The sequence below is a fragment of the Mycobacterium sp. Root135 genome, from assembly GCF_001426545.1.
Classification (GTDB): Bacteria; Actinomycetota; Actinomycetes; order Mycobacteriales; family Mycobacteriaceae; genus Mycobacterium.
Window position 1 is genome coordinate 242,887 of sequence record NZ_LMEZ01000008.1, and the last position, 19,311, is coordinate 262,197.

16 protein-coding genes are annotated in these 19,311 nt (G+C 68.1%); 7 read left to right on the forward strand and 9 right to left on the reverse strand.

Going from position 1 to position 19,311, the window contains the following annotated elements; translation table 11 throughout:
• Positions 1-27: 27 nt before the first annotated feature.
• Positions 28-2,028: a M13 family metallopeptidase gene (locus tag ASD37_RS24855; protein WP_056557923.1), complete on the reverse strand. Its 2,001-nt coding sequence runs from the start codon at positions 2,026-2,028 to the stop codon at positions 28-30.
• Positions 2,029-2,081: 53 nt separating this feature from the next.
• Between ASD37_RS24855 and ASD37_RS24860 the strand changes: the two genes are divergently transcribed.
• Complete coding sequence (locus tag ASD37_RS24860; RefSeq protein WP_056557925.1) at positions 2,082-2,672, forward strand: hypothetical protein; 591 nt, start codon at positions 2,082-2,084, stop codon at positions 2,670-2,672.
• A complete protein-coding gene (locus ASD37_RS24865; protein WP_056557927.1) occupies positions 2,669-3,358 on the forward strand; it encodes a hypothetical protein in 690 nt (229 codons plus the stop codon). Before ASD37_RS24860 ends, ASD37_RS24865 begins: the two co-directional genes overlap by 4 nt.
• On the opposite strand, the gene ASD37_RS24870 is transcribed toward ASD37_RS24865, so the two are convergent.
• Together ASD37_RS24870 and ASD37_RS24875 are read right to left on the reverse strand one after the other, a co-directional pair.
• Positions 3,359-3,868, reverse strand: coding sequence for a helix-turn-helix transcriptional regulator (locus ASD37_RS24870; protein WP_056557929.1), 510 nt, complete (start codon positions 3,866-3,868; stop codon positions 3,359-3,361).
• The gene (locus ASD37_RS24875) at positions 3,865-6,837 is read right to left on the reverse strand and encodes an MMPL family transporter (protein WP_056557931.1); all 2,973 of its coding nucleotides are present in this window, start codon (positions 6,835-6,837) and stop codon (positions 3,865-3,867) included. The genes ASD37_RS24870 and ASD37_RS24875 overlap by 4 nt, the downstream gene beginning before the upstream one ends.
• Before the next feature lie 210 nt (positions 6,838-7,047).
• On the opposite strand from ASD37_RS24875, the gene ASD37_RS24880 reads away from it, so the two are divergent.
• From ASD37_RS24880 to ASD37_RS24895, 4 genes are all read left to right on the forward strand, one after another.
• A complete protein-coding gene (locus tag ASD37_RS24880) occupies positions 7,048-7,614 on the forward strand; it encodes a hemophore (RefSeq protein ID WP_056558293.1) in 567 nt (188 codons plus the stop codon).
• Positions 7,615-7,806: 192 nt separating this feature from the next.
• The gene (locus ASD37_RS24885) at positions 7,807-8,190 is read left to right on the forward strand and encodes a heme-binding protein (RefSeq protein WP_056557933.1); all 384 of its coding nucleotides are present in this window, start codon (positions 7,807-7,809) and stop codon (positions 8,188-8,190) included.
• A 56-nt stretch (positions 8,191-8,246) separates the two neighbouring features.
• Entirely contained in the window at positions 8,247-8,915 is a 669-nt protein-coding gene (locus ASD37_RS24890) for a response regulator transcription factor (protein WP_185935010.1), read from the forward strand.
• 1 nt (position 8,916) lies between these two features.
• Positions 8,917-10,362, forward strand: coding sequence for a HAMP domain-containing sensor histidine kinase (locus ASD37_RS24895; protein ID WP_082570399.1), 1,446 nt, complete (start codon positions 8,917-8,919; stop codon positions 10,360-10,362).
• Here the strand turns inward: ASD37_RS24895 and ASD37_RS31170 are convergent.
• Genes ASD37_RS31170 through ASD37_RS24910 form a run of 3 tightly spaced genes read right to left on the reverse strand, consistent with a single transcriptional unit; the run spans position 10,265 to position 13,022 of the window.
• Complete coding sequence (locus tag ASD37_RS31170; protein WP_082570400.1) at positions 10,265-10,645, reverse strand: DUF3054 domain-containing protein; 381 nt, start codon at positions 10,643-10,645, stop codon at positions 10,265-10,267. The genes ASD37_RS24895 and ASD37_RS31170 overlap by 98 nt on opposite strands.
• Complete coding sequence (locus tag ASD37_RS24905) at positions 10,632-11,876, reverse strand: M23 family metallopeptidase (RefSeq protein WP_056557940.1); 1,245 nt, start codon at positions 11,874-11,876, stop codon at positions 10,632-10,634. Before ASD37_RS24905 ends, ASD37_RS31170 begins: the two co-directional genes overlap by 14 nt.
• 9 nt (positions 11,877-11,885) lie before the next feature.
• A complete protein-coding gene (locus ASD37_RS24910; protein ID WP_162253316.1) occupies positions 11,886-13,022 on the reverse strand; it encodes a YbhN family protein in 1,137 nt (378 codons plus the stop codon).
• Positions 13,023-13,183: 161 nt separating this feature from the next.
• Here ASD37_RS24910 and ASD37_RS24915 point away from each other — a divergent pair, with 161 nt between their 5' ends.
• Positions 13,184-14,374: an AI-2E family transporter gene (locus ASD37_RS24915; protein ID WP_156721081.1), complete on the forward strand. Its 1,191-nt coding sequence runs from the start codon at positions 13,184-13,186 to the stop codon at positions 14,372-14,374.
• Here ASD37_RS24915 and ASD37_RS24920 read toward each other — a convergent pair.
• The 3 genes from ASD37_RS24920 to trmB all read right to left on the reverse strand — a co-directional run bounded on the left by ASD37_RS24920 (position 14,371) and on the right by trmB (position 19,218).
• On the reverse strand, positions 14,371-17,634 hold the full coding sequence (locus ASD37_RS24920) for an MMPL family transporter (protein ID WP_056557943.1): 3,264 nt from the start codon (positions 17,632-17,634) through the stop codon (positions 14,371-14,373). The genes ASD37_RS24915 and ASD37_RS24920 overlap by 4 nt on opposite strands.
• Positions 17,635-17,695: 61 nt before the next feature.
• A complete protein-coding gene (locus ASD37_RS24925) occupies positions 17,696-18,433 on the reverse strand; it encodes an NYN domain-containing protein (protein ID WP_156721082.1) in 738 nt (245 codons plus the stop codon).
• Positions 18,430-19,218: a tRNA (guanosine(46)-N7)-methyltransferase TrmB gene (trmB, locus tag ASD37_RS24930; protein WP_056557945.1), complete on the reverse strand. Its 789-nt coding sequence runs from the start codon at positions 19,216-19,218 to the stop codon at positions 18,430-18,432. Before trmB ends, ASD37_RS24925 begins: the two co-directional genes overlap by 4 nt.
• Between the last annotated feature and the right edge of the window lie 93 nt (positions 19,219-19,311).

The following is a 19,311-nucleotide window of genomic DNA, read 5'->3' on the forward strand; positions in this document are numbered from 1 at the left end:
CTTTTACGTCTGGTGGGCAACTGGCCGCTAGTTCCAGATGTGCACGCGCTGAGCCGGATCCAGATACAGCTCGTCGTCTTCGGCCACCTCGAACGCGTCGTAGAAGGCGTCCAGGTTGCGGACGATGCCGTTGCACCGGAACTCCGGCGGTGAGTGCGGGTCGATCGCGAGCCGCCGGATGGCCTCGGCGTCACGGGACTTGGTGCGCCACACCTGCGCCCAGCCGTAGAAGACCCGCTGCACGCCGGTCAGGCCGTCGATCACCGGAGCCGGCTTGCCTCCCAACGACAACTCGTAGGCCAGCAGCGCGATCGACAGGCCGCCGAGGTCGCCAATGTTCTCACCAACGGTGAAGGCGCCGTTCACGTGCTGGCCGCTGCCGAGCTGCCGCGGCACGTACTTCTCGTACTGGGCGATCAACGCCTCAGTGCGCGAACCGAATTCGGCACGGTCGCTGTCGGTCCACCAGTCGACGAGGTTCCCGTCGCCGTCGTACTTGGCGCCCTGATCGTCGAACCCGTGCCCAATCTCGTGGCCGATGACCGCGCCGATGCCACCGTAGTTGGCGGCGTCGTCGGCGTCGGCGTCGAAGAACGGCGGCTGCAAGATGGCTGCGGGAAAGACGATTTCGTTCATGCCAGGGTTGTAGTAGGCGTTCACCGTCTGCGGCGTCATGAACCACTCGTCGCGGTCCACTGGGCCGCCGAGCTTCGCCAGCTCGCGGTCGTAGCCGGCGGCGTTGCCCCGCTTGTAGTTTCCGTACAGGTCGGCTCGGTCGATCACCAGGTCCGGGTAGTCGCGCCACCGCACCGGATAGCCGATCTTCGGGGTGAACTTGTCCAGCTTGGCCAGGGCACGCTCGCGGGTCTCCGGCGTCATCCACGCGAGATCGTTGATGCTGACGCGGTACGCCTCACGGAGATTGGCGACCAGCTCGTCCATCCGGGCCTTGGCGTCCGGCGGGAAGTGCCGCTCCACGTACAGCTTTCCGACCGCGTCGCCCATCAGGTTCTCGACCAGCGCCACGCCGCGCTTCCAGCGGTCGCGAATCTCCTGGGTGCCGCTCAGCGTGCGGCCGTAGAAGTCGAAGTTCTCGGCGATCAGTTCGTCGGTGAGCATCGCAGCCCGGGCGCTGATGACCCGCCACCGCAGCCACCACTTCCAGTCGTCGAGGTCCTCGCTCGCCCACAGCGCGGCGAATGCCGTCAGGGTGTCGGGCTGGCGGACGACGACCTCGGCTGGCCACCCCGGGCCTCCGGGTGATCCCGCGCCGATCGCGGTCAACCACTCAGCCCAGGCGAACCCTGGCGCCTCGTCGACCAGGTCGGTGAACGCCCTCAGGTTGTAGGTCAGGTCCGCGTCGCGGCGCTTGACCACGTCCCAGTGAGCGGCGGCGATCTTGGTCTCCAGCGCGACGATCTGGGCGGCCGTGGCCTCCCATTCCCCGGTGTAGTCCTCGCCGTAGGTCAGCGTGAACATCCGCGCGATGTGTCCCGGGTAGGCGGCCAGGATCTCGGCGTGCTGGGCGTCGCGGTAGTAGGACTCGTCGGGAAGGCCGAGACCGGACTGCGACAGGTGCAGGAGGTAGCGCGTCGAGTCCTTCGAGTCGGTGTCGACGTACAGGCCCGTGCCCCCGCCGACGCCGGTGCGCTGCAATCCGCCGAGGATGACCGCCAACGCGGTCCGGTCTGCCGCGAGGTCCACGGTCTCGAGCTCGTCGATCAGTGGCTGCACGCCGATCCGTGCGACCGCTTCGGTGTCCATGAAGCTGCCGTAGAGGTCTCCGACGCGTTGCTCGTCGGTGTTGGGCGGCGCATCGGCCGAGGCGGCCTCGATGATCAGATCGCGCACCTGCTCCTCGGCCCGGTCGGCGAGCAGCCGGAAGGCACCGTCGGTGGCGCGGTCCGCGGGGATGTCGTAATCGGTCAGCCAGCGCCCGTTGACGTGGCCGAACAGGTCGTCTTGAGGGCGGGTGCCGTCGTCGACGAAGGACAGGTCGATACCGGAGTGGGTAGCTTCTAACGTCACTCGACCATCCTGCCAGCCGCGGCCGCTCCAAGGGGCCGGGTACCCTCACGGCCATGCCAGACCAGCTCGACGACGAGCCAACCCCGGCCGGAAGTGGCGGCATGACCGGGTTCGGAATCGGCTCCGCGGTACTGGGCCTCGTCTCGGTGGCGGCGGTCGTCCTCGGGGTGTTGCTGTGGAACGGTCACCGCAACGACGTCGACGAGCGCGCGTACCAAACCCGCGTGCTGCAAGCGGCCGCCGACTGGACCGGAGTTCTGATCAACATGAACTCCGGCACCGTCACGCAAAGCATGCAGACCCTGCACGACGGCACCGTCGGCCAGCTCAACGCGAACTTCGAGACCGCGGTCGAGCCGTTCAGCCAGGTGGTGCAGAAGCTGCAATCCCAGACCGTCGGGCAGGTCGAATCCGTCGCAATCGAGTCGTTGTTCCATGCCGCACCGGGTGACCCGGGGCTGCCGCCGGTGCCGCAGCCCGAGCTGGCCACGGTGTCGTCGCGGACCGACAACGTCCTCGTCGTCGCCACCTCGGTCAGCCAGAACGTTGGTGCCAAGCCGCTGACCGTGCACTGGACGTTGCGGTTGGCCATTTCCGACGTCGCGGGCAAGCTGCTGGTGTCGCGGTTGGAGACCATCCGATGAGGAACCGTTTCCGGGTGCTGGCGTTCGACGTGCTCGCCCCGCTGGCCGCGATCCTGGCACTGGTCTATCTCGGCGTCGCGCTGGCCTGGCCGCTGTGGTGGGTGTCGGTGTGCTCGGTGCTGTGCCTGCTGATCGTCCAAGCCGTCGTGGTCAACACCGTGCTGTACCGGCGCGACGGCGTCACCGTTGGCACCGACGACGACGGGCCGGGTCTACGGCTGGCCGTGGTGGGGCTGGCCACTGTCGCGCTGGCGGCAGCCGTCGTGGTCGGTTACGCGCGGTGGACGGCGCCGCAGGCGCAGATGAACCGCGACATGACCGAGGTGGTCGGCATCGCCAGCAGCGCCGCGGAGGCGTCGGCGACCTTCACCCCGCAGAACCCGAGCGCCAACGTCGACCGGCTGACCGCGATGATGACGCCTCAGGGCGCCGACGGGTTTCGCGGCGAGTTCGACTCCATGGCAAAGGATTTGACGAGCAAGGGGCTGACGGTGTCGGCCAGCACGGTCTCCGCGGGGGTCGAAGCGATCGGCCCACAGGCCGCGGTCGTCGCGGTGATCATGCGGGGAACCCAGAACGCGCCCGGCAAGCCGGCGTCGAGTGTGGCTCTGCCGCTGCGGGTTTCGTTGCTCAAGCAAGACGGGCGCTGGCTGGTCGACGATCTGTCGCCGATCAACTCTCGCTAGTCAGTCGGCGTGGCCGCGCATCTTGGCGAAGCGGTCGGACAATCGCCGCATCCTGATCATCAGCGAGGCCGCCGGGCTGGTCGTGCCCTGAAGGTATGACGCGAACTGGTCGGCCGGAATGCCGATGCGCGAGGCGAATTCGTCCTGGCCGAGGCCGGAGCGCTGGAGCAGCATGTTGACGTGGCGGCCCACCTCGGCGCACTCGTTGGCCTCGAGATGAGCACGGGTGCGGGTGAGCACTTCGTCCAACGCCCTCGACACTCCGTACGGCGGTGCGTTGTGGAGAACCTCTTCGACCTGACGGGCCGTTCTGCCATACGGGTCGCGTTTGATGGCGACGACGATGCGTTGCCACACGGTCAGGTCGTCGGTCTCCAGTGCCTCGCGAATGGCCGAGGTTGGCCAGAATTCGACGGGGCGCTGGTCGACGGCGGGACGGCTACGGGGTGCGGTCGCGGCGGGCCTCTGGCGACCGGCGGCATCGCCGCGCGTATCCGAAGTCAACGTCACCTCGCCTCCTCCAACATCGCAACTGCCACCGACAGGCAACGTTGCCTGACGTGTGCCCAGTCGGACTCCGATTCGGGGCCCATCCAGTCTTCGTCGTCGTCGGCCGGGTGTGGGTCGGCCAACCGCCGTACGAGTTGTGTCGCCACCCAGTGGCTTCTCAACCGCTCTCCAGAGTAGTACCGGTCCATTTCGGCCAGCACCACAGCCGCGGTTTGAGTCTCCATCGACTCGACGAGATCGGCAAACTCTGCGTAGTCCTTGGCGTTGTTGCGGCACATGATCAGGTAGCACTTGAGCCGCAGCGTCTCGGCGCCGGTCGGAATCTGCAGGCGGTCGCCGGTGGGCAGCAGGACGTTGGTGGTCTCCATCGGGCTGAGTCGTCGCACCGTTGGCCGGTCCGCGTCGGCGGCGGTGGCCAAGGCGTCGAGCGCCACGGCGAGCCTGCCCCGCCACATCGTCACCGGGTGCACGGGCTGACGTGGGAAGAACCGGCTGCCCGGCTTGCCGTTCTTCGCCGCGGCGGCCCGTCCGGACCTCCCGCCGCCGTAGTGCGCGGTGTTGAGCCGCAGCGTGTCGCCGGGCCGCATCCTTTCGAGTGGCTCGTCACCCCCCTTGACGTGCGCGGCGATCGATCCGCCGGGAGGAAGGCAGCCGCTGAACGCGAGTGGGTCGGCGACGGTGACGGTCTGCGGCGCCAGCGTCTTGAGCTTCGCCGCGGACTTCACGACGTTGCGGATGTCGGCTCCCGACGGGCCCATCGTGGAGATGTCCTCCGGGATGACGACGAGGTCGCCGATGTCGGCCTTGGGCAGCGGCTTCTCGAAGTCCACCGACGGCAGGATGCGATCCAGCCAGCCGGGCAGCCACCAGTTCCACTGGGCGAACATCGCCATCAGCGCCGGCACTAAAACGAGTCGCACTATCGTTGCATCGACGGCGATCGCGACGGCGCACGCCACGCCGAGCTGGGCCACCAACGGCATGCCCGCAAACGCGAATCCGACGAACACCGCGATCATGATCAGCGCCGCGCTGGTGATCGTGCGGGCGCTGGTGCTGACGCCGTAGGCCACCGCGTCGCGGGTGTTGTTGGTCTGCAGGAAGCGTTCCCGGATGCGGGTGAGCAGGAAGATCTCGTAGTCCATCGACAAGCCGAAGGTCATCGCGAGGACCAGTGGCGGGATGGTGCTGTCCAGCGACCCGAGGGGTTCCAGCCCGAGGGCCTCCAGCCAGCCCCACTTGAACACCACGACGAGGCTGCCGTAGGCCGCCGCCACCGACAGGCACGTCATCAGGACGCCCTTGAACGCGAGGAACACCGAGCGGATCGAGATCAGCAGCATGACGAACGCGATCAACGCGACGAACACGAACACCATCGGCTGGGTGGTGGCCACGCGGTGGTCGAAGTCCTTGAGCAGCGCGGTGGGCCCGCCGACGTCGACCACTGCGGGGGAGCCGGGGGCGGCGCCCGGCAGTTCGGCGCGCAGCCAGTCGACGGCGTCCCGCGCGGCGGGGTCCTCCGGGTCGATCGAGAGGACCGCCGACAGCAGGGCGCTGCGGTTGTCGTTGGCGAACACCGGGGGTGACACCGTCGCGATGTCGGGACCCTGGCTCATCTTCTGCTGCAGTGCGTCGAGTGCGCCGGTGTTCTGCGAACCGTTGGCGTTGCCGTTGGGGAAGGTCACCAGCACCTTGATGGGACCGAGCGCGCCGGGGCCCAGCGCTTGCGCGGCCGCGCTGATGCCACCGCGGATTTCGTGGGTGGGCTCGAACTGGCGCTGCAAGCTGTTGCCGAGCGTCATCGCGAACGCTGGGGCTGCCAACACGACCAGGACCAACGTCGCGCCGAGCGCGGAGATCCACTGACGTCGCATCACCCAGCCCACCCAGCGGGTCCAGAACCTGGACTGCGTGGTCTCGGGTCGACGCGAGACGTGCAGGTAGGACGACCGTTTGGAGGCCGCCTTGCCGAACGTCGCCAGCACGGCGGGGATCAGCGTGGTGGAGGTGAGGACGGCGAGCGCGACGGCCAGGATCGCGCCGGTGGCCATCGACGCCAGCACGGGGGTGTGGATCAGGTAGATGCCGGTTACCGAGGCGATCACGGTGAGGCCCGAGAGCAACACGGCGAGGCCCGACGTCGCCATCGCCGCGTCGGCGGCCTGTGCCGCGTCGCGGCCCGACCGCAGTTCCTCGCGGAAGCGCATGAGGATGAACAGGGAGTAGTCGACGGCGAGGGCGATGCCGAACATCGACACCGTCGAGGTGACGAACACCGACATCTGGGTGACCATCGCCAGGAGGTAGACCAGCCCCATCGTCACCGCCACGGTGCAGATGCCGAGCACCAACGGCACCGCCGCGGCCGCGAGCGATCCGAAGACCGCCAACAGCACGATCATGACGATCGGCAGGTTCCACTTCTCGGCCTGGGCGATGTCGTGCTTGGTGGCCTCACTGGCCGCGGCGCCGAGCGCACCCTGGCCGATGACGTAGAGCTTGACGTGGCCGTTCTCGATCTGACCTGGCTGATCGCCGTCGATGCCGACCTTCTTGCGCAGCTGCTTGGCGACGTCGGAACTGCCGCTGTTGAAGTCGGTCTGCAACGAGATGACGTACGGCCTATCCGGCTGCGGTGGTGGCTGCCGAGGGTTGGGCATCACCTTGACGCTGGGAACCTCTGCCGCGATGCGCTCGAGCTGCCCGACCGCCGCGGTCATGTCGTCGAACGAGGCGTCGGCGCGTGGCGCCGCCACCAGTGCCAACGGGGACGCGCCCTGATCCGGGTAGTGATCCTGGATGGCGTGTTCGACGCTCAGCGACTGCGAGCCTGCCACTTCGAAACCGCCGCCGGTGAGGTTGCCCGACTGGTTCAGGGCGAGGTACACCGACGGAAGCAAGAGGAGCAGCCACGCGATGAAGACTGCCCAGCGGTATCGACGCAGCTTGCTGCTCAACCGCAACATGAACTGCTGGATGGCTGACCCCTGCCTTACTCCCCGCGAGAAATCCGGCGTTACTCCGTGTGTTTCGTTCCGTGAGCGTACCGCAGCACGAGGTAGGGTGACCGACCCGCACGACGGCGCCGGGCGGTGCCGAACCCTCACCTGACCGACCTGGGTATTTGCTGTGCGGATTGGTAGCCGAGCCGCGCCGATGGCATCATGGCCGGTGACATGAATACCACTAGCTCCGCTCTTCGACGCTGCCTCGGCGGCGTGTTCGCTGCATCCGTCGTCGGCGGTGCCGTCGTCGCCGCGATGGCAACCCCGTCGGCGCCCTCGGCCACCGCGGCGGCTGACCCCTGCGCGGCGAGCGAGGTGGCCCGCTCGATCGGGTCCGTCGCCACCTCGACGGCCATCTACCTCGACGCGCATCCCGAGACCAATGCCGCGCTGACCACCGTCTCGCAGCAGCAAACGGGTCCGCAGTCGCTCGTGGCGCTCAAGACGTACTTCGACGCCAACCCGCAGGCGGCCAAGGACATGCAGGCGTTGCAGGCCCCGCTCCAGAGTCTTTCCGCCCGCTGCCGGTTGCCGTTCACCCTGCCGCAGGTGATGGGCCTTCTGCAGGGGGTGCAGTCGCCGGCCGCATCCGTGCCGGGGAGTTTGCCCAGCGCTCTGTCGACCGTGCCGAACGCCGGGGCACCCGGGGTCGCCCTGCCCGCCCAGTCGCCGGCCGCCGCCGCCGTCGCACCCGGGACCGGTCCGCTCCCAGGGCCCGCGACGGTGACTCCCAGGTAGTCCCAAGCGACTCGTCTGCGTGTTCACGAGGTGGTCGTGAGCAGGATGTTCTGGGTTTTCCGCCGTGGATTGGACGCAAGGCGAGAATCTCGTGACCGATTCTGCTTAGCTTTCCGGTGTCGGCAACCGCGTCAAGGCGCGGTCGCCGGAAATTCTTGAAGGTCTGTGCACATTCGAAGAAGGAGCTTGATCATGTTGCTCTCGGCCCGTGCTGGGCGACGTGCGGTTGCTGGCGCGATGGGCGCCAGTGCGATCGCAGGCGCGATGTTGTTCGGAGCGCTGCCGTCTGCCCTGGCAGATGATCCGGCCCTCAACCCCCCGAACTGCTCTGCCGCGGATCTCGCAGGCGTGTCGTCGGGAGTGTCTGCGTCGACGTCGGCATACCTGTTCACCCACCCGGACGTGAACTACTTCTTCACCAGCCTCGAGGGGCTGCCCCGTGAAGAGATGCGCACCAAGGTGGCCGACTACATGAACGCCAACCCCATGGCCAAGGCCGATCTGACGGGCATCCGTCAGCCTCTGGTCGACCTGAAGAATCGCTGCGGCGCCGCTCCTGCGCCCGCAATTCCGTAACCCGGGTGCAGGTGGCTGAACCACCTGCGCTTGACGGCGCGGGTCGCACGGTGTTGATGGTCGACGACGACCCCGACGTCAGAACGTCCGTGTCCCGCGGATTGCGGCACTCGGGGTTCGACGTCAGGGTCGCCGCCACCGGCAAGGAAGCGTTGCGGCTGCTCTCCAACGAGTCGCATGACGCGTTGGTCCTCGACGTCCAGATGCCAGAGCTCGACGGTGTTGCGGTCGTGACGGCGTTGCGGGCGTTGGGCAACGACATCCCGATCTGCGTGCTGTCCGCGCGGGACACGGTCAACGACAGGATCGCCGGACTCGAGGCGGGTGCCGACGACTACCTGACCAAGCCGTTCGACCTCGGCGAGTTGGTCGCCCGGTTGCACGCTCTGCTGCGCCGGTCGAGCCTGTCGGAGCGGTCGCCGGACACCATGACCGTCGGCCACCTGACCATAGACACGGCCAGGCGGTTGGTGTTCGTCGAGGGCGACCGGGCCGAGCTCACCAAGCGGGAGTTCGACCTGCTGGCAGTGCTCGCGGAGAATGCCGGCGTGGTGCTGACCAGGCAGCGGCTGCTCGAGTTGGTGTGGGGTTACGACTTCGAGGTCGACACGAACGTCGCCGACGTCTTCATCAGCTACCTGCGGCGCAAGCTGGAGCGCGAAGGCCACCCCAGGGTGATCCACACCGTTCGCGGGATCGGGTACGTCCTGCGCGACGAGCCCTGAGGTGCAGCTGCACCGGTTCGGCAGATCCGCGTCGCTGCGGACCAGGGTCGCCCTGGCGTCCGCCGCGGCCGCGGCCGCCGTCGTCGCGGTCTTCACCGTGCTGACGTCGGTGGTGCTGGCCAACAACGACGCCGCACAGCTCGACCGTCGGCTGGACTCGATCGTCGACGCCAGCGTCTACGACCAGACCAACGGTGTGCTGCAAACCGGGCGGGCGCGGTCCTCTGGCCAGGTGGTGTTCCAGCGGGGGTTCCAGCTGCCACAGCTGGAGCCCGGCACCGAGACCGTCGAGGTCAACGGCATCGAGTATCGAGTGCGCACCATCCCGGTCGACCAGCAGGGCGGGGTGCTGGTGTCGGTGGGCATCCGCGCGGACAGCATCCTGCTCAACCGCGCGCGGATCCCGCTCTACACCGCGGTCGGCGTGGTCACCGTTCTCATCGCGGGCGGGCTGGGCTGGATGTTGGCGGGGCCGGCCATTCGACCGTTGCGCAGGCTCACCGAGCAGACGATGCGGCTCGGCAAGGGCAGCGACCGGATGACGGCGGTGAGGGGCGCGCGCGAGGCCGAAGAACTGTCGGAGGCGATGGCGGGCATGCTCGAGCGCCTCGCCGCGGCCCAGCTGGCCACCACGAATTCCCTTCAGGCGGCCCAGGACTTCGCGGCCAACGCGGCCCACGAGCTGCGCACGCCGTTGACCGCGATGCGCGCCGACCTCGACACGCTGCGAATCCACGATCTGCCCGCCGAGGAACGCGACGAGGTCGTCGGGGACCTGGCGCGTGCCCAGCGGCGCGTCGAGGCCATCATCACCGCCCTCGGCCAGCTCGCGTCGGGGCAGCTCGCACAGGTCGAGGACCGGGAGCTGATCGACGTCACCGACATGCTCGACCGGGTGGCGCGGGAGAACGCCAGGGCGGGCGACGTCGAGATCGTCGTGCAGAGCGACGACGCCATCGGGGCGATCTGGGGTTGGTCGGGTGGGCTGCGGCTGGCGGTGGACAACCTGGTGCGCAACGCGATCACGCACGGCGGTGCCTCGACGATCCTGCTGACCGCGCGCAGGCACACCGCAACCGACGGCAGCGGCGAGGTGCTGAACATAGTCGTCGACGACGACGGCTGCGGCCTGCCGACGGAGGAACATCAGTTCGTCATGGGCAGGTTCGCCCGCGGCAGCACCGCGACGCCGGGCGGATCGGGGCTTGGGCTGGCGCTGGTGGCTCAGCAGGCGCAATTGCACGGCGGCGGAATCGAGCTGTCCGAGGGGCCGCTCGGTGGGCTACGGGCGACCTTGACCGTGTCGACTTCCCCCGAGCCGGAGGCGGATTCGGAATCCGACGATTCGCTCAGGGGTTTCTTCGGAGGCGAGGGAGGCCCCTTGCGCCGAGGCGCCAACCGAGTAGCAGGATGGCGGTCGAAAGCGAAGCGACCACCACGAAGCTGAGCGCCGTTCCCGCAGACGTGGCCCTGCGCAACAACATTCCGACGACGACCGTGCTCAGCCAGATGACGATTCCGGTGGGCGCCAACGCCGTCGGGCGGCGCCACGCCCGTGCCGCGAGCCAGCCGAACGTGGTTCCGGCCAGGAACGGCCATGCCGTCTCGACGACGCCCGCCACGGTGATCCCCTCGGCGTGACTGCGCCTGCCGATGGCGCAGAACACCAGGACGCACAACACGTCGGCCGCGGCGGCGCCGGCCACCGCCGTGCGGTCATCCCGCGGCATAGGTCATCACGTCGAGCACCAAAGGGCTCAGCGCCTTCTCAGCCCGTGGAGTCGTTCCCGGGGCCATCGGCGCCGGTTGCCCCGCCAGCAGGGGGTCGAGTGCATTCATCGAGGCCAGTCTTCCGTCGAGGGTGAAGTCCTTGAACACGAAGGGTAAACCGTTGGAGCGCAACGGGTCCGGTGTGCTCATCACGTGAAAGTGCAGATGTGGGGCGTCGGTGTTGCCGGTGTTGCCGAGGTTGGCGATCACCTGACCGGCCGTCAGCGAGTCGCCGGGCTTGACGGTGACGCTGCCGGTCTTCAAGTGCGCGTACAGGGCGAAGTTCCCGTCGCCGATTTCCTGCACCACGTGGTTGCCCGCGTACTGGTCGAGCGGGAGTCCGACGGGACTGACGCCCGCCACCTGTTCGGGCAGACCGTCGAGCACGGCGACGACGGGTCCGTCGCCGACGGCGTGAATGGCCGCGCCGAAGTAGGGGTAGCTCTCGGGCCGGGACTTGTCACCGGCGAACACGGTGCCGTCGGCGCTCAACTGTACGTAGTCGATGGCGAATCGTTCAGCGGCCCAAAGGTTTCCGTCGAGCGGGTTCATGGCCATCCGGTGTGCCGTCATGTCGCAGCAGCTGTTGCCGTCCAGCCAGCGCGGACCGTCCAGCGGTGGCGAGATCACCACGGGCTGGCGCGTGGAGACCGTGACGGGTGCGACGGCGTTCTCCGTGACGGTGGCGGGTAACAACGGCGGCATCGGGGTGGCCAGGTTCGCGACGATGGTGTGCGACAGGTCGGTCGGAACTGGCGCCGACTCGTCGAGGACGACGTCGAGCCACACGATGCCTGCCCGTCCAGGACCCAACGTCGTGGTGGGAGTCTGCGGTGCCCCGAGTGCCCGCATCCAGTAGGCCAGCTTGTCGCCGGCCAAGGTCAGCAGCTCGTCGGTTCCCGCTTTGACCGACAACGACGTCAGCGTCACGTCGCCGTCCAAGGCGTTGGTGAGCTGTAGCTCGTAGGCGAGGTGACGCTTGCCGTCGGTGGTGGGCACCGGCACGGGCGCGGCGACCACGGTGGCGAGCACGGGAGTGGCCTGAGCCGGAGGCGCCGACGGAGCCAGCGTCGACGAGGTCGCGCGGGCGGCGCTGCTCGACGTTGGCGGGCCTTCCGTCGGGGTGGCGCACGCGGTCAGAAGCGTGGCCGCACCGAGAATGGCTGCGGCGCCGGAGCCGATGCGGTGCATCTGCCGATCCTAGGGCCGCTCTCCGGGCTCGTGGCTGGCTTCGGGTTCGTAGGACACCTCGGGGTCGGGGCTGAACTGTGCAGGCATCGCCCCAGCCTCGGTCGAATGGTCGGCCGGGTTCTCGTCGAGGGCGGCGTCCGGGTCGACGGCACTCTCGGTGCGGAACAGGAAGAAGAACACCACCCAGCCGATCGCCGAGATGAAGATCCAGCTCACCAGCCGGTAGATCAGCATCGCCGAAATCGCCGACGCCAACGTCATCCCGCTCGACACCAGGCCGGGAACCAACACGGCCTCGACGACCAGAAGCCCACCGGGCATCAGCGGGATGGAGCCGACCGCGCGCGCCGCCGCGTAGGCGACCGTCAGACCCGCCAGTGACGGTTTGCCGCCCGCGGCGTAGGCGGCAAACGCCAGGCAGGCGACGTCGGCGACCCAGTTGAACACCGACCAGCTGAAGGCGGTGCCCAGGGTCCGCCGGCTCAGGCTGACCGACTCGAGCTGACAGAGGATTTCGCGCCACTTGGCCAGCCCGTTGTCGGCGGGCTTGCCGAGTAGCGAGTTGAACCACGACAGCACCTTCACGCCGATGCCGTCGATCTGCTGAGGGTTGGACGCGACGGACTGCGCCAGCACCAGCAGGGCGAGGAACCCGCCGAGCGTGAAGATCAGCGACAGCGGGTTCTTGCTGGCGCCGAGGAGGAAGGCGCCTCCGAGGCCGATCAGCGCAAGGCCGACGACCTGCAGCACACCCGACATGACCAGCTGCCACGACGCGACCATGGGGGAGGCGCCCCACAATCGTTGCTGTCGATACACGAACGTGGCGGAGAGCACCGGACCGCCCGGCATCGTCGTCGACAGCGCGTTGCCCGCGTAGAACGCGGCCTCCGAACGCCACTGCCTGACGTGGACGCCCGCGGACTTCAGTAGCGTGCGCTGAATCTGGGCGAAGCTGTGCATGGACGCCAGCGCCGCGAACGCGGCGGCCAGCACCCACCACCAGTTCGCGGACAACAGGCTTCGCCACGCCTTGGCGAGCTGATCCCACACCAGCACGACCTCGACGGCGAGCACCGAGACGGCGACGCCGACCAGCAACCAGCGCACCCACCAGTACTTCCCGCGTGGACGGCACTCCTGGATTGATTCCCCGGTCGCTTCGCTCTTGCCCGCCGAGGCAGCTTCCCCGATCGCTCCGCTCCCGCCGTGGACGGCATCCTGCGACACGGCCTCCAGGGTAACGGCGCGCCACCACACCGCCAGCTTTGCCAGGAACCGGCGCGGCGAGTCGTTACGCTACCGGGATGCCTTCCCGGTCGTCAGAGGCCTTCGCGTCATCTCCGCTCAAATCACTGTCACTCGATCCGGAGGCCGACGCGTCGGTCCATCCCATCGTCCGCAAGACCGCCGCGTGGTCGTGGCGGCTGCTGATCATCCTGGGTGCGCTGGTCGCCGTCATCTGGGTCGTCTCGCACCTCGAGGTCATCGTCGTGCCGGTGCTGCTTGCGACGATGGTGACGGCGATGCTGCTTCCGCTCGTCGACTTCCTGGACCGCAAGGGACTGCCGAGGGGCGCCGCCGTGGCAGCCGTCATCGTCGGCAGCATCGTGGTGGTCGGCGGCCTTCTGACGTTCGTCGTCAGCCAGTTCATCCAGGGCGCGCCCGCATTGGTCGACCAGGTCACCCTCAGCATCACCAACGCGAGGAACTCGCTGAACACCGGCTTGCTGTCGCACTTCAGCAACGACCAGATCAAGAGTGCGACCGACACCGCGATCGAGGCGCTCAAGAACAACCAGTCGAAGCTGACGAGCGGCGCCCTGTCGACGGCGGGCACCATCACCGAGATCGTCACCGGCGCCCTGCTGATGCTGTTCACGCTCATCTTCCTGCTGCAGGGCGGCCGCCACATCTTCGCGTTCGTCACGAAGATCTTCCCGAGGAACGTGCGCCCCAGGGTGCGCGACGCCAGCCGGGCGGGTTTCCACTCGCTGATCGGCTATGTGCGCGCCACGTTCCTGGTCGCGTTCGTCGATGCGGTGGGCATCGGGACGGGCTTGGCGATCATGGGCATCCCGCTCGCGCTGCCGCTGGCGTCGCTGGTGTTCCTCGGTGCGTTCATCCCGCTGGTCGGCGCGGTGCTGACCGGGGGACTGGCCGTCATCGTCGCGCTGATCGCGAAGGGGTGGGTCTACGCACTGATCACCTTTGGGCTCATCATCGCCGTGCAGCAACTCGAGGCGCACGTCCTGCAGCCGTTGGTGATGGGCCGCGCGGTGTCACTGCACCCGCTGGCAGTGGTCCTGGCGATCACCGCGGGCGGCGTCACGGCGGGCATCGTCGGGGCGCTGCTGGCCGTGCCGATCGTCGCCGTGGTCAACAGCGCGATGCGCGTCCTGCTCGCCGACGACCCCGCCGCGGAGGAAGCCGCTCTCGCGGCAGACGTCGGTCCGCCCATCGACGGCGAGACCGACGAACTGTCCAAGAAGGACTAGAGCCGGCCTTCCCGACGCAGCAGGTCCGCGGCGCTCATGCCGCCGCCCCGACGCTTGGGATTCTCGTCGGACACCTCACGGGTGTCGATCTTCTCGGTCTGGTCGGAGTCCGGCCGAGAAACGGGAATCGCGGTGGTCGGTGGTTCGGTCGCAGGCGGCGGTGGCTGGCGGCGGCCTGCCGTCGGCGGACGCTTGGCGTCGCCCTGGCCGGCACCGCCGCGCAGGTCACCCAACCAGGATTCGATCTCCCGACCGGCGGCGTCGTCCGAGCCTCGGGGGCTGGACGCCTTGGCCGGGGCCGGGGTCCGCGGCGGGGTGGCCGGGCGGCCCGGGTCGACCCGCGGGGTGCGCGTGGTGGGTGCCTCGGTCTGAGCAGGCATCCGAGTCGTCTGGTCGACGGGCGCGGCGGCGGGCATCCGCGTCGTCGGCGGCTCGGCCGCAGGCGCAGGCGGTGCCGTTGGCAAGCGCGTGGTGCCCGCTGCCGACGGCGGGCTGACCCGCTGCGGCGCGACCTTGCCCGTGGTCACCGAGCGCGGTCCCGGCTGCGGATGCGTGGGGTCGTGCGGGGAGAGCGCCCGCATGGGTGCTCCGGCGCCGACGAGGGCTTCGGCGTCGACCTCGGCCTCGCGGGCGGTCGGCCGCTTGCGCTCGTCGGGCAGCTCGACCTCGCCGAGGCCAAGCCGTTCCTGGATGCGCTTCATCCACTGCGGCGCCCACCAGCAGTCGTCGCCGAGCATCTTCATGATCGCAGGCACCAGGAACATCCGGATGACGGTGGCGTCGAGCAGCAGCGCCAGCAGCAGGCCGAAGGCCAGGTACTTCATCATCACCAGGTCGGAGAACACGAACGCGCCAGCCACGACCGCCAGGATCAGCGCGGCGCCGGTGATGAGTCGACCGGTGGTCGCCGTGCCGACGCGAATCGCCTCGGCCGTCGAGAGTCCACGGGCCCGGGCTTCCACCATGCGGGAGACCAGGAACACCTCGTAGTCCGTCGACAGACCCCAGATGACGGCGATGATCAAACCGATCATCGGGGCCATCAGCGGTTGCGGCGTGTAGTTCATCAGTCCGGACCCGTGGCCGTCGACGAACATCCAGGTCAGGATGCCCATCGTCGAGCCGAGCGTCAGCGCACTCATCAGCGCCGCCTTGATGGGCAGCACCAGCGAGCCGAAGGCCAGGAACATCAGCACCGTGGTGGTCAGGATCAGGACCACGACCATCACCGGCAGCTTCGCGAACAAGCTGTGGATGCTGTCCTGCTCCAGCGCGGGGGTGCCGCCGACCCAGATCGTCACGCCCTTCGGGGCGGACATCTCACGGAGTTCGTCGATCTTCTTGGAGGCGTCGTTGCGTACTTCGAGGCCGTTCTGCAGGACGCAGGGCAGATCCTTCGACAGACACGGGTGCGGTTGCCCGTCCGCGCCGAGCGGGATCTTCGAGTCCTTGACCTCTGGCGCCACCGGACGTTCGTCCCACGTGCCGGTGAACCCGGTGATCTGCGACGCCTCGTTCTTCACCTGGGCGAGCTGTTCCGGCGTCGCGCCCTGGACGACCAGGGTCAACTTCTCGGTGCGATAGCCGGGGAAGCTGGAGTCGAAGGCGTTCTGCGCCTGACGCACCGCGTTGTCCGGCGGAAGGTACTTCTCGCTGATGCCGCCGAGGGCGAGCTGACCGAGCGGGATGACGAGCAGGGTCATGACGATCACGATGGGCAGGGCGAACAGGCCCGGCCGCTTCATGACCTTGTTGACGAGGGTGCCCCAGAAGCCCTTCTCGACCTCTTCGCGGGTCTTCGTCTTCTGGGTCTTCTCGGTGAGGAAGTTCAGCCACGAGACGGTGATCCGGCGGATGAACGGGACGAACCGCGCCACCGCCAGGATCGCGGTGACACTGGCACAGAAGATCACGATGCCGAGCAGGATCCAGAACAGCGAGCCTTCGATGATCCCCGCGTCGCGCATCGCGTAGCAGCCGTAGGCGAGTCCGCCGTAGAGACCGAGGTAGGCGAACACCAGGCCGATGTAGGCCAGGCCTGCGCCCTGCTCACCGGTCTTCTTGATCTGGGTGCGGGCGATGTGCCCGACCGCGATGCCTATCGGAGGCAACAGGATGCCCGTCGGGATCGCCGCGAGTGCGAACGTGTTCTTCTTCGGATTCGACGGGTCCGAGTGGATGGTGTTCGGCAGCGCGAACTTGGTCAGCGAGTTCACGCCGAGTGAGTCGACGCGGTGTCCGAGCACGGCCAACGACGCGATGAGCACCGTGTTCGACATGATCGCCGCGAGCATGACCGACGCGATGATCGCGTAGGTGATGGACTTGAGGAACCCCTGCGGGAACAGCAGCAGCGGCACCGACGACGCCACGATGATCACCGCCGAGAACATCACGGTGCGACCGGATGTCATCATCGTGCGTCTCACCGCGGCCTCGGTGTCGTACCCCTCGGCCAGCTCTTCTCGGAACCGGCTCACGATGAAGAGGCCGTAGTCGATCGCGATGCCGAGACCGATCAGGGTCACGACGGGTTGGGCGAAGAAGTGCACCGGGGTGAAGTCGGCGGCCACCCGCATGATGCCGAGCGCGCCCATGATGGTCAGGCCACCGATTACGGCGGGCAGGCTGGCCGCGATCACGGTGCCGAAGACGAAGAACAGCACCACCGCGACCAGCGGGATGGCTGCGACCTCGGCGCGCTTCTGGTCCTCTCCGATGGTGCCGGTGAGCTCGCTGGCGATGGGCTGAAGGCCGGCGAGTTGGATCTTGCCGTCGTCGACGGTCTGCAGATCCGGCTGGATGAGCTTGTAGTTCTTGAGGATGGTGTCGTCGTCGTCGCCCTTGAGCGGCATGACGATGAACGTGCGCGTGCCGTCGTTGGCGAGGGCCTTGTTGGTGGTCGGGTCGCCGGACGGATTGGTCAGGTAGCCCTGCCACGACAGAATCTGGTCGGGGTGGTCCTTGACGACCTTGTCGAGCTCGGCCTTGACTTCCTTCGACCACTGCGGGTCGTCGGCCTTCTTGCCATCGGGCGCGTCGAGAACGGCCACGATGTGGCTGAGCCGGTCACGTCCGTAGACCTGGTCGGCAAGTTCCGACGCGGCGACCGACTGACTGGTCTCGTCATAGAAGCCGCTCTGTGTGACGTGCTGACCCAGGCTTGCGCCGTAGATGCCGCCGCCCACGCACAGCGCGACCATGACTCCGATAACTATGTATCGGAATCGGTACACCATCCGACCCCACCAGGCGAACACGTGAGCTCCTAACTGATCTTCTTCAAGTTCTCTCTACCTCCGCTGCGTCGATCTCAATCGTTCACGAGCGTGAGGTAAGCAACGAGGACAGCGGCCGGAACGGCTGCAACCACGCGCCCTGCTGGGGCAGCGAATCAAGGCTGATTCGCGGTAACGGCTCTCGGAAGACACCAGAGATGTCCTCGAGGTCGACGAACTCCAAGGTATCCGACGCTAGCGCCCAACTCGCATGTTCGCGAAATCCGAGAACGCTGACGGGGATGCCGTCCCTGGCGATGTCCTCGAGCGGCAGCCGGAACGCCTGACCGTCGGCGGATGCGACGAACACGCTGGCCAGGCCCTCGCGACGGCGCAGCGCGATGTGCTCGAGCATGTCGGCGTCGACGTCGCTGTCGTCGTCGACCTTCGGTTTCGCGAACACCGCGAAACCGACGTTGCGCAGCGCCTCCACCCACGGTCGGACGACGTCGGAGCTGCCCGGCGCGATGTTGGTGAAGACCGTGGCCTCGGGCTCGAACGTGACCTGCGGCTCGTCGGAGGCACGCTCACGGGACAGGTCCGCGGTGCGGGCCAGCAGCCAGCGGCCGAGGGCGTCGAACCGGGGCCGGTGCGCCGCCGTCGGGCGACCACCGAGGATCGAGCCAAGCCCCATGTCCAAGTTGGGTGCGTCCCAGACCAGGAGCACGCGTTGCGGGGTCTGGGGCTGAAGGTCGACGGTGTCGCCGACCTCGCTCGGGAGGTCGTCGGCAATCTCGCCGACGTCCTCTCCGATCATGTCGAAGTCCTCCGTGAGGCTCATGACAGCTTCTCCCAGATGAACTCGGCCACGGCGCTGCCGGCCTGTTGCGCCTTGTCCTCATATTTGGTGACCGGTCGCCGGACCGAGATGGGCAGGTTGGCACCGGCGTCGGCGATCACGGAGTCGCTCAGCCTGCGCAGGGTGGGTTCGGCGTCGCCGACCTCGCCGATCTGCTCGGCATAGCCGGGATGGTCGGTCGCGGCGTGCAGGATCCCGCCGGGCCGCAGCCGGTCGGCGATCATGGCCACGGTGTCCGGCTGCAGCAGTCGGCGCTTGTGGTGGCGCGCCTTCGGCCACGGGTCCGGGAAGAACACCCGGACGCCGGTGAGCGAACCCGTGGTCAGGAGGTGTTCCAGCACGTCGACTCCGTCGCCGCGGATCAGGCGGACGTTGTCGAGGCCCTCGCGGTCGACGCCGTTGAGCAGCTGCGCGAGGCCGCGCTTGTAGACCTCGACGGCGATGACGTCCAGGTCCGGTTCGGACGCCGCCATCGCCAGGGTCGAGACGCCGGTTCCGCATCCGATCTCGAGGACGAGCGGCGCGGACCGGCCGAACCAGGCCTCCGCGTCGAGCGGGTTGGCGATCTCACCGTCGGAGTCCCGGACCAGCATTCCGAGCTCTGGCCAGCGGCGATCCCACGTTTCGCGCTGTAGTCCCGACAACGCCGACCGGCGGGAACGGAAGCTGCTGACGCGGCGAGGGATGTGCGCGCCGACGGAGTCTTCATCGGAGACCGACTGATCGGACCCCTCGCGCTGCGCGTGCATCAGTCCATGGTCGCTCATCGGGGCCGGTGTGCCCGCATCGTGGTGCAATTTGATACCCAACAGTTGCCTTGACCCGCTAGCGCGCAGCGGCGGGATTTTGCCGCTCGGCGG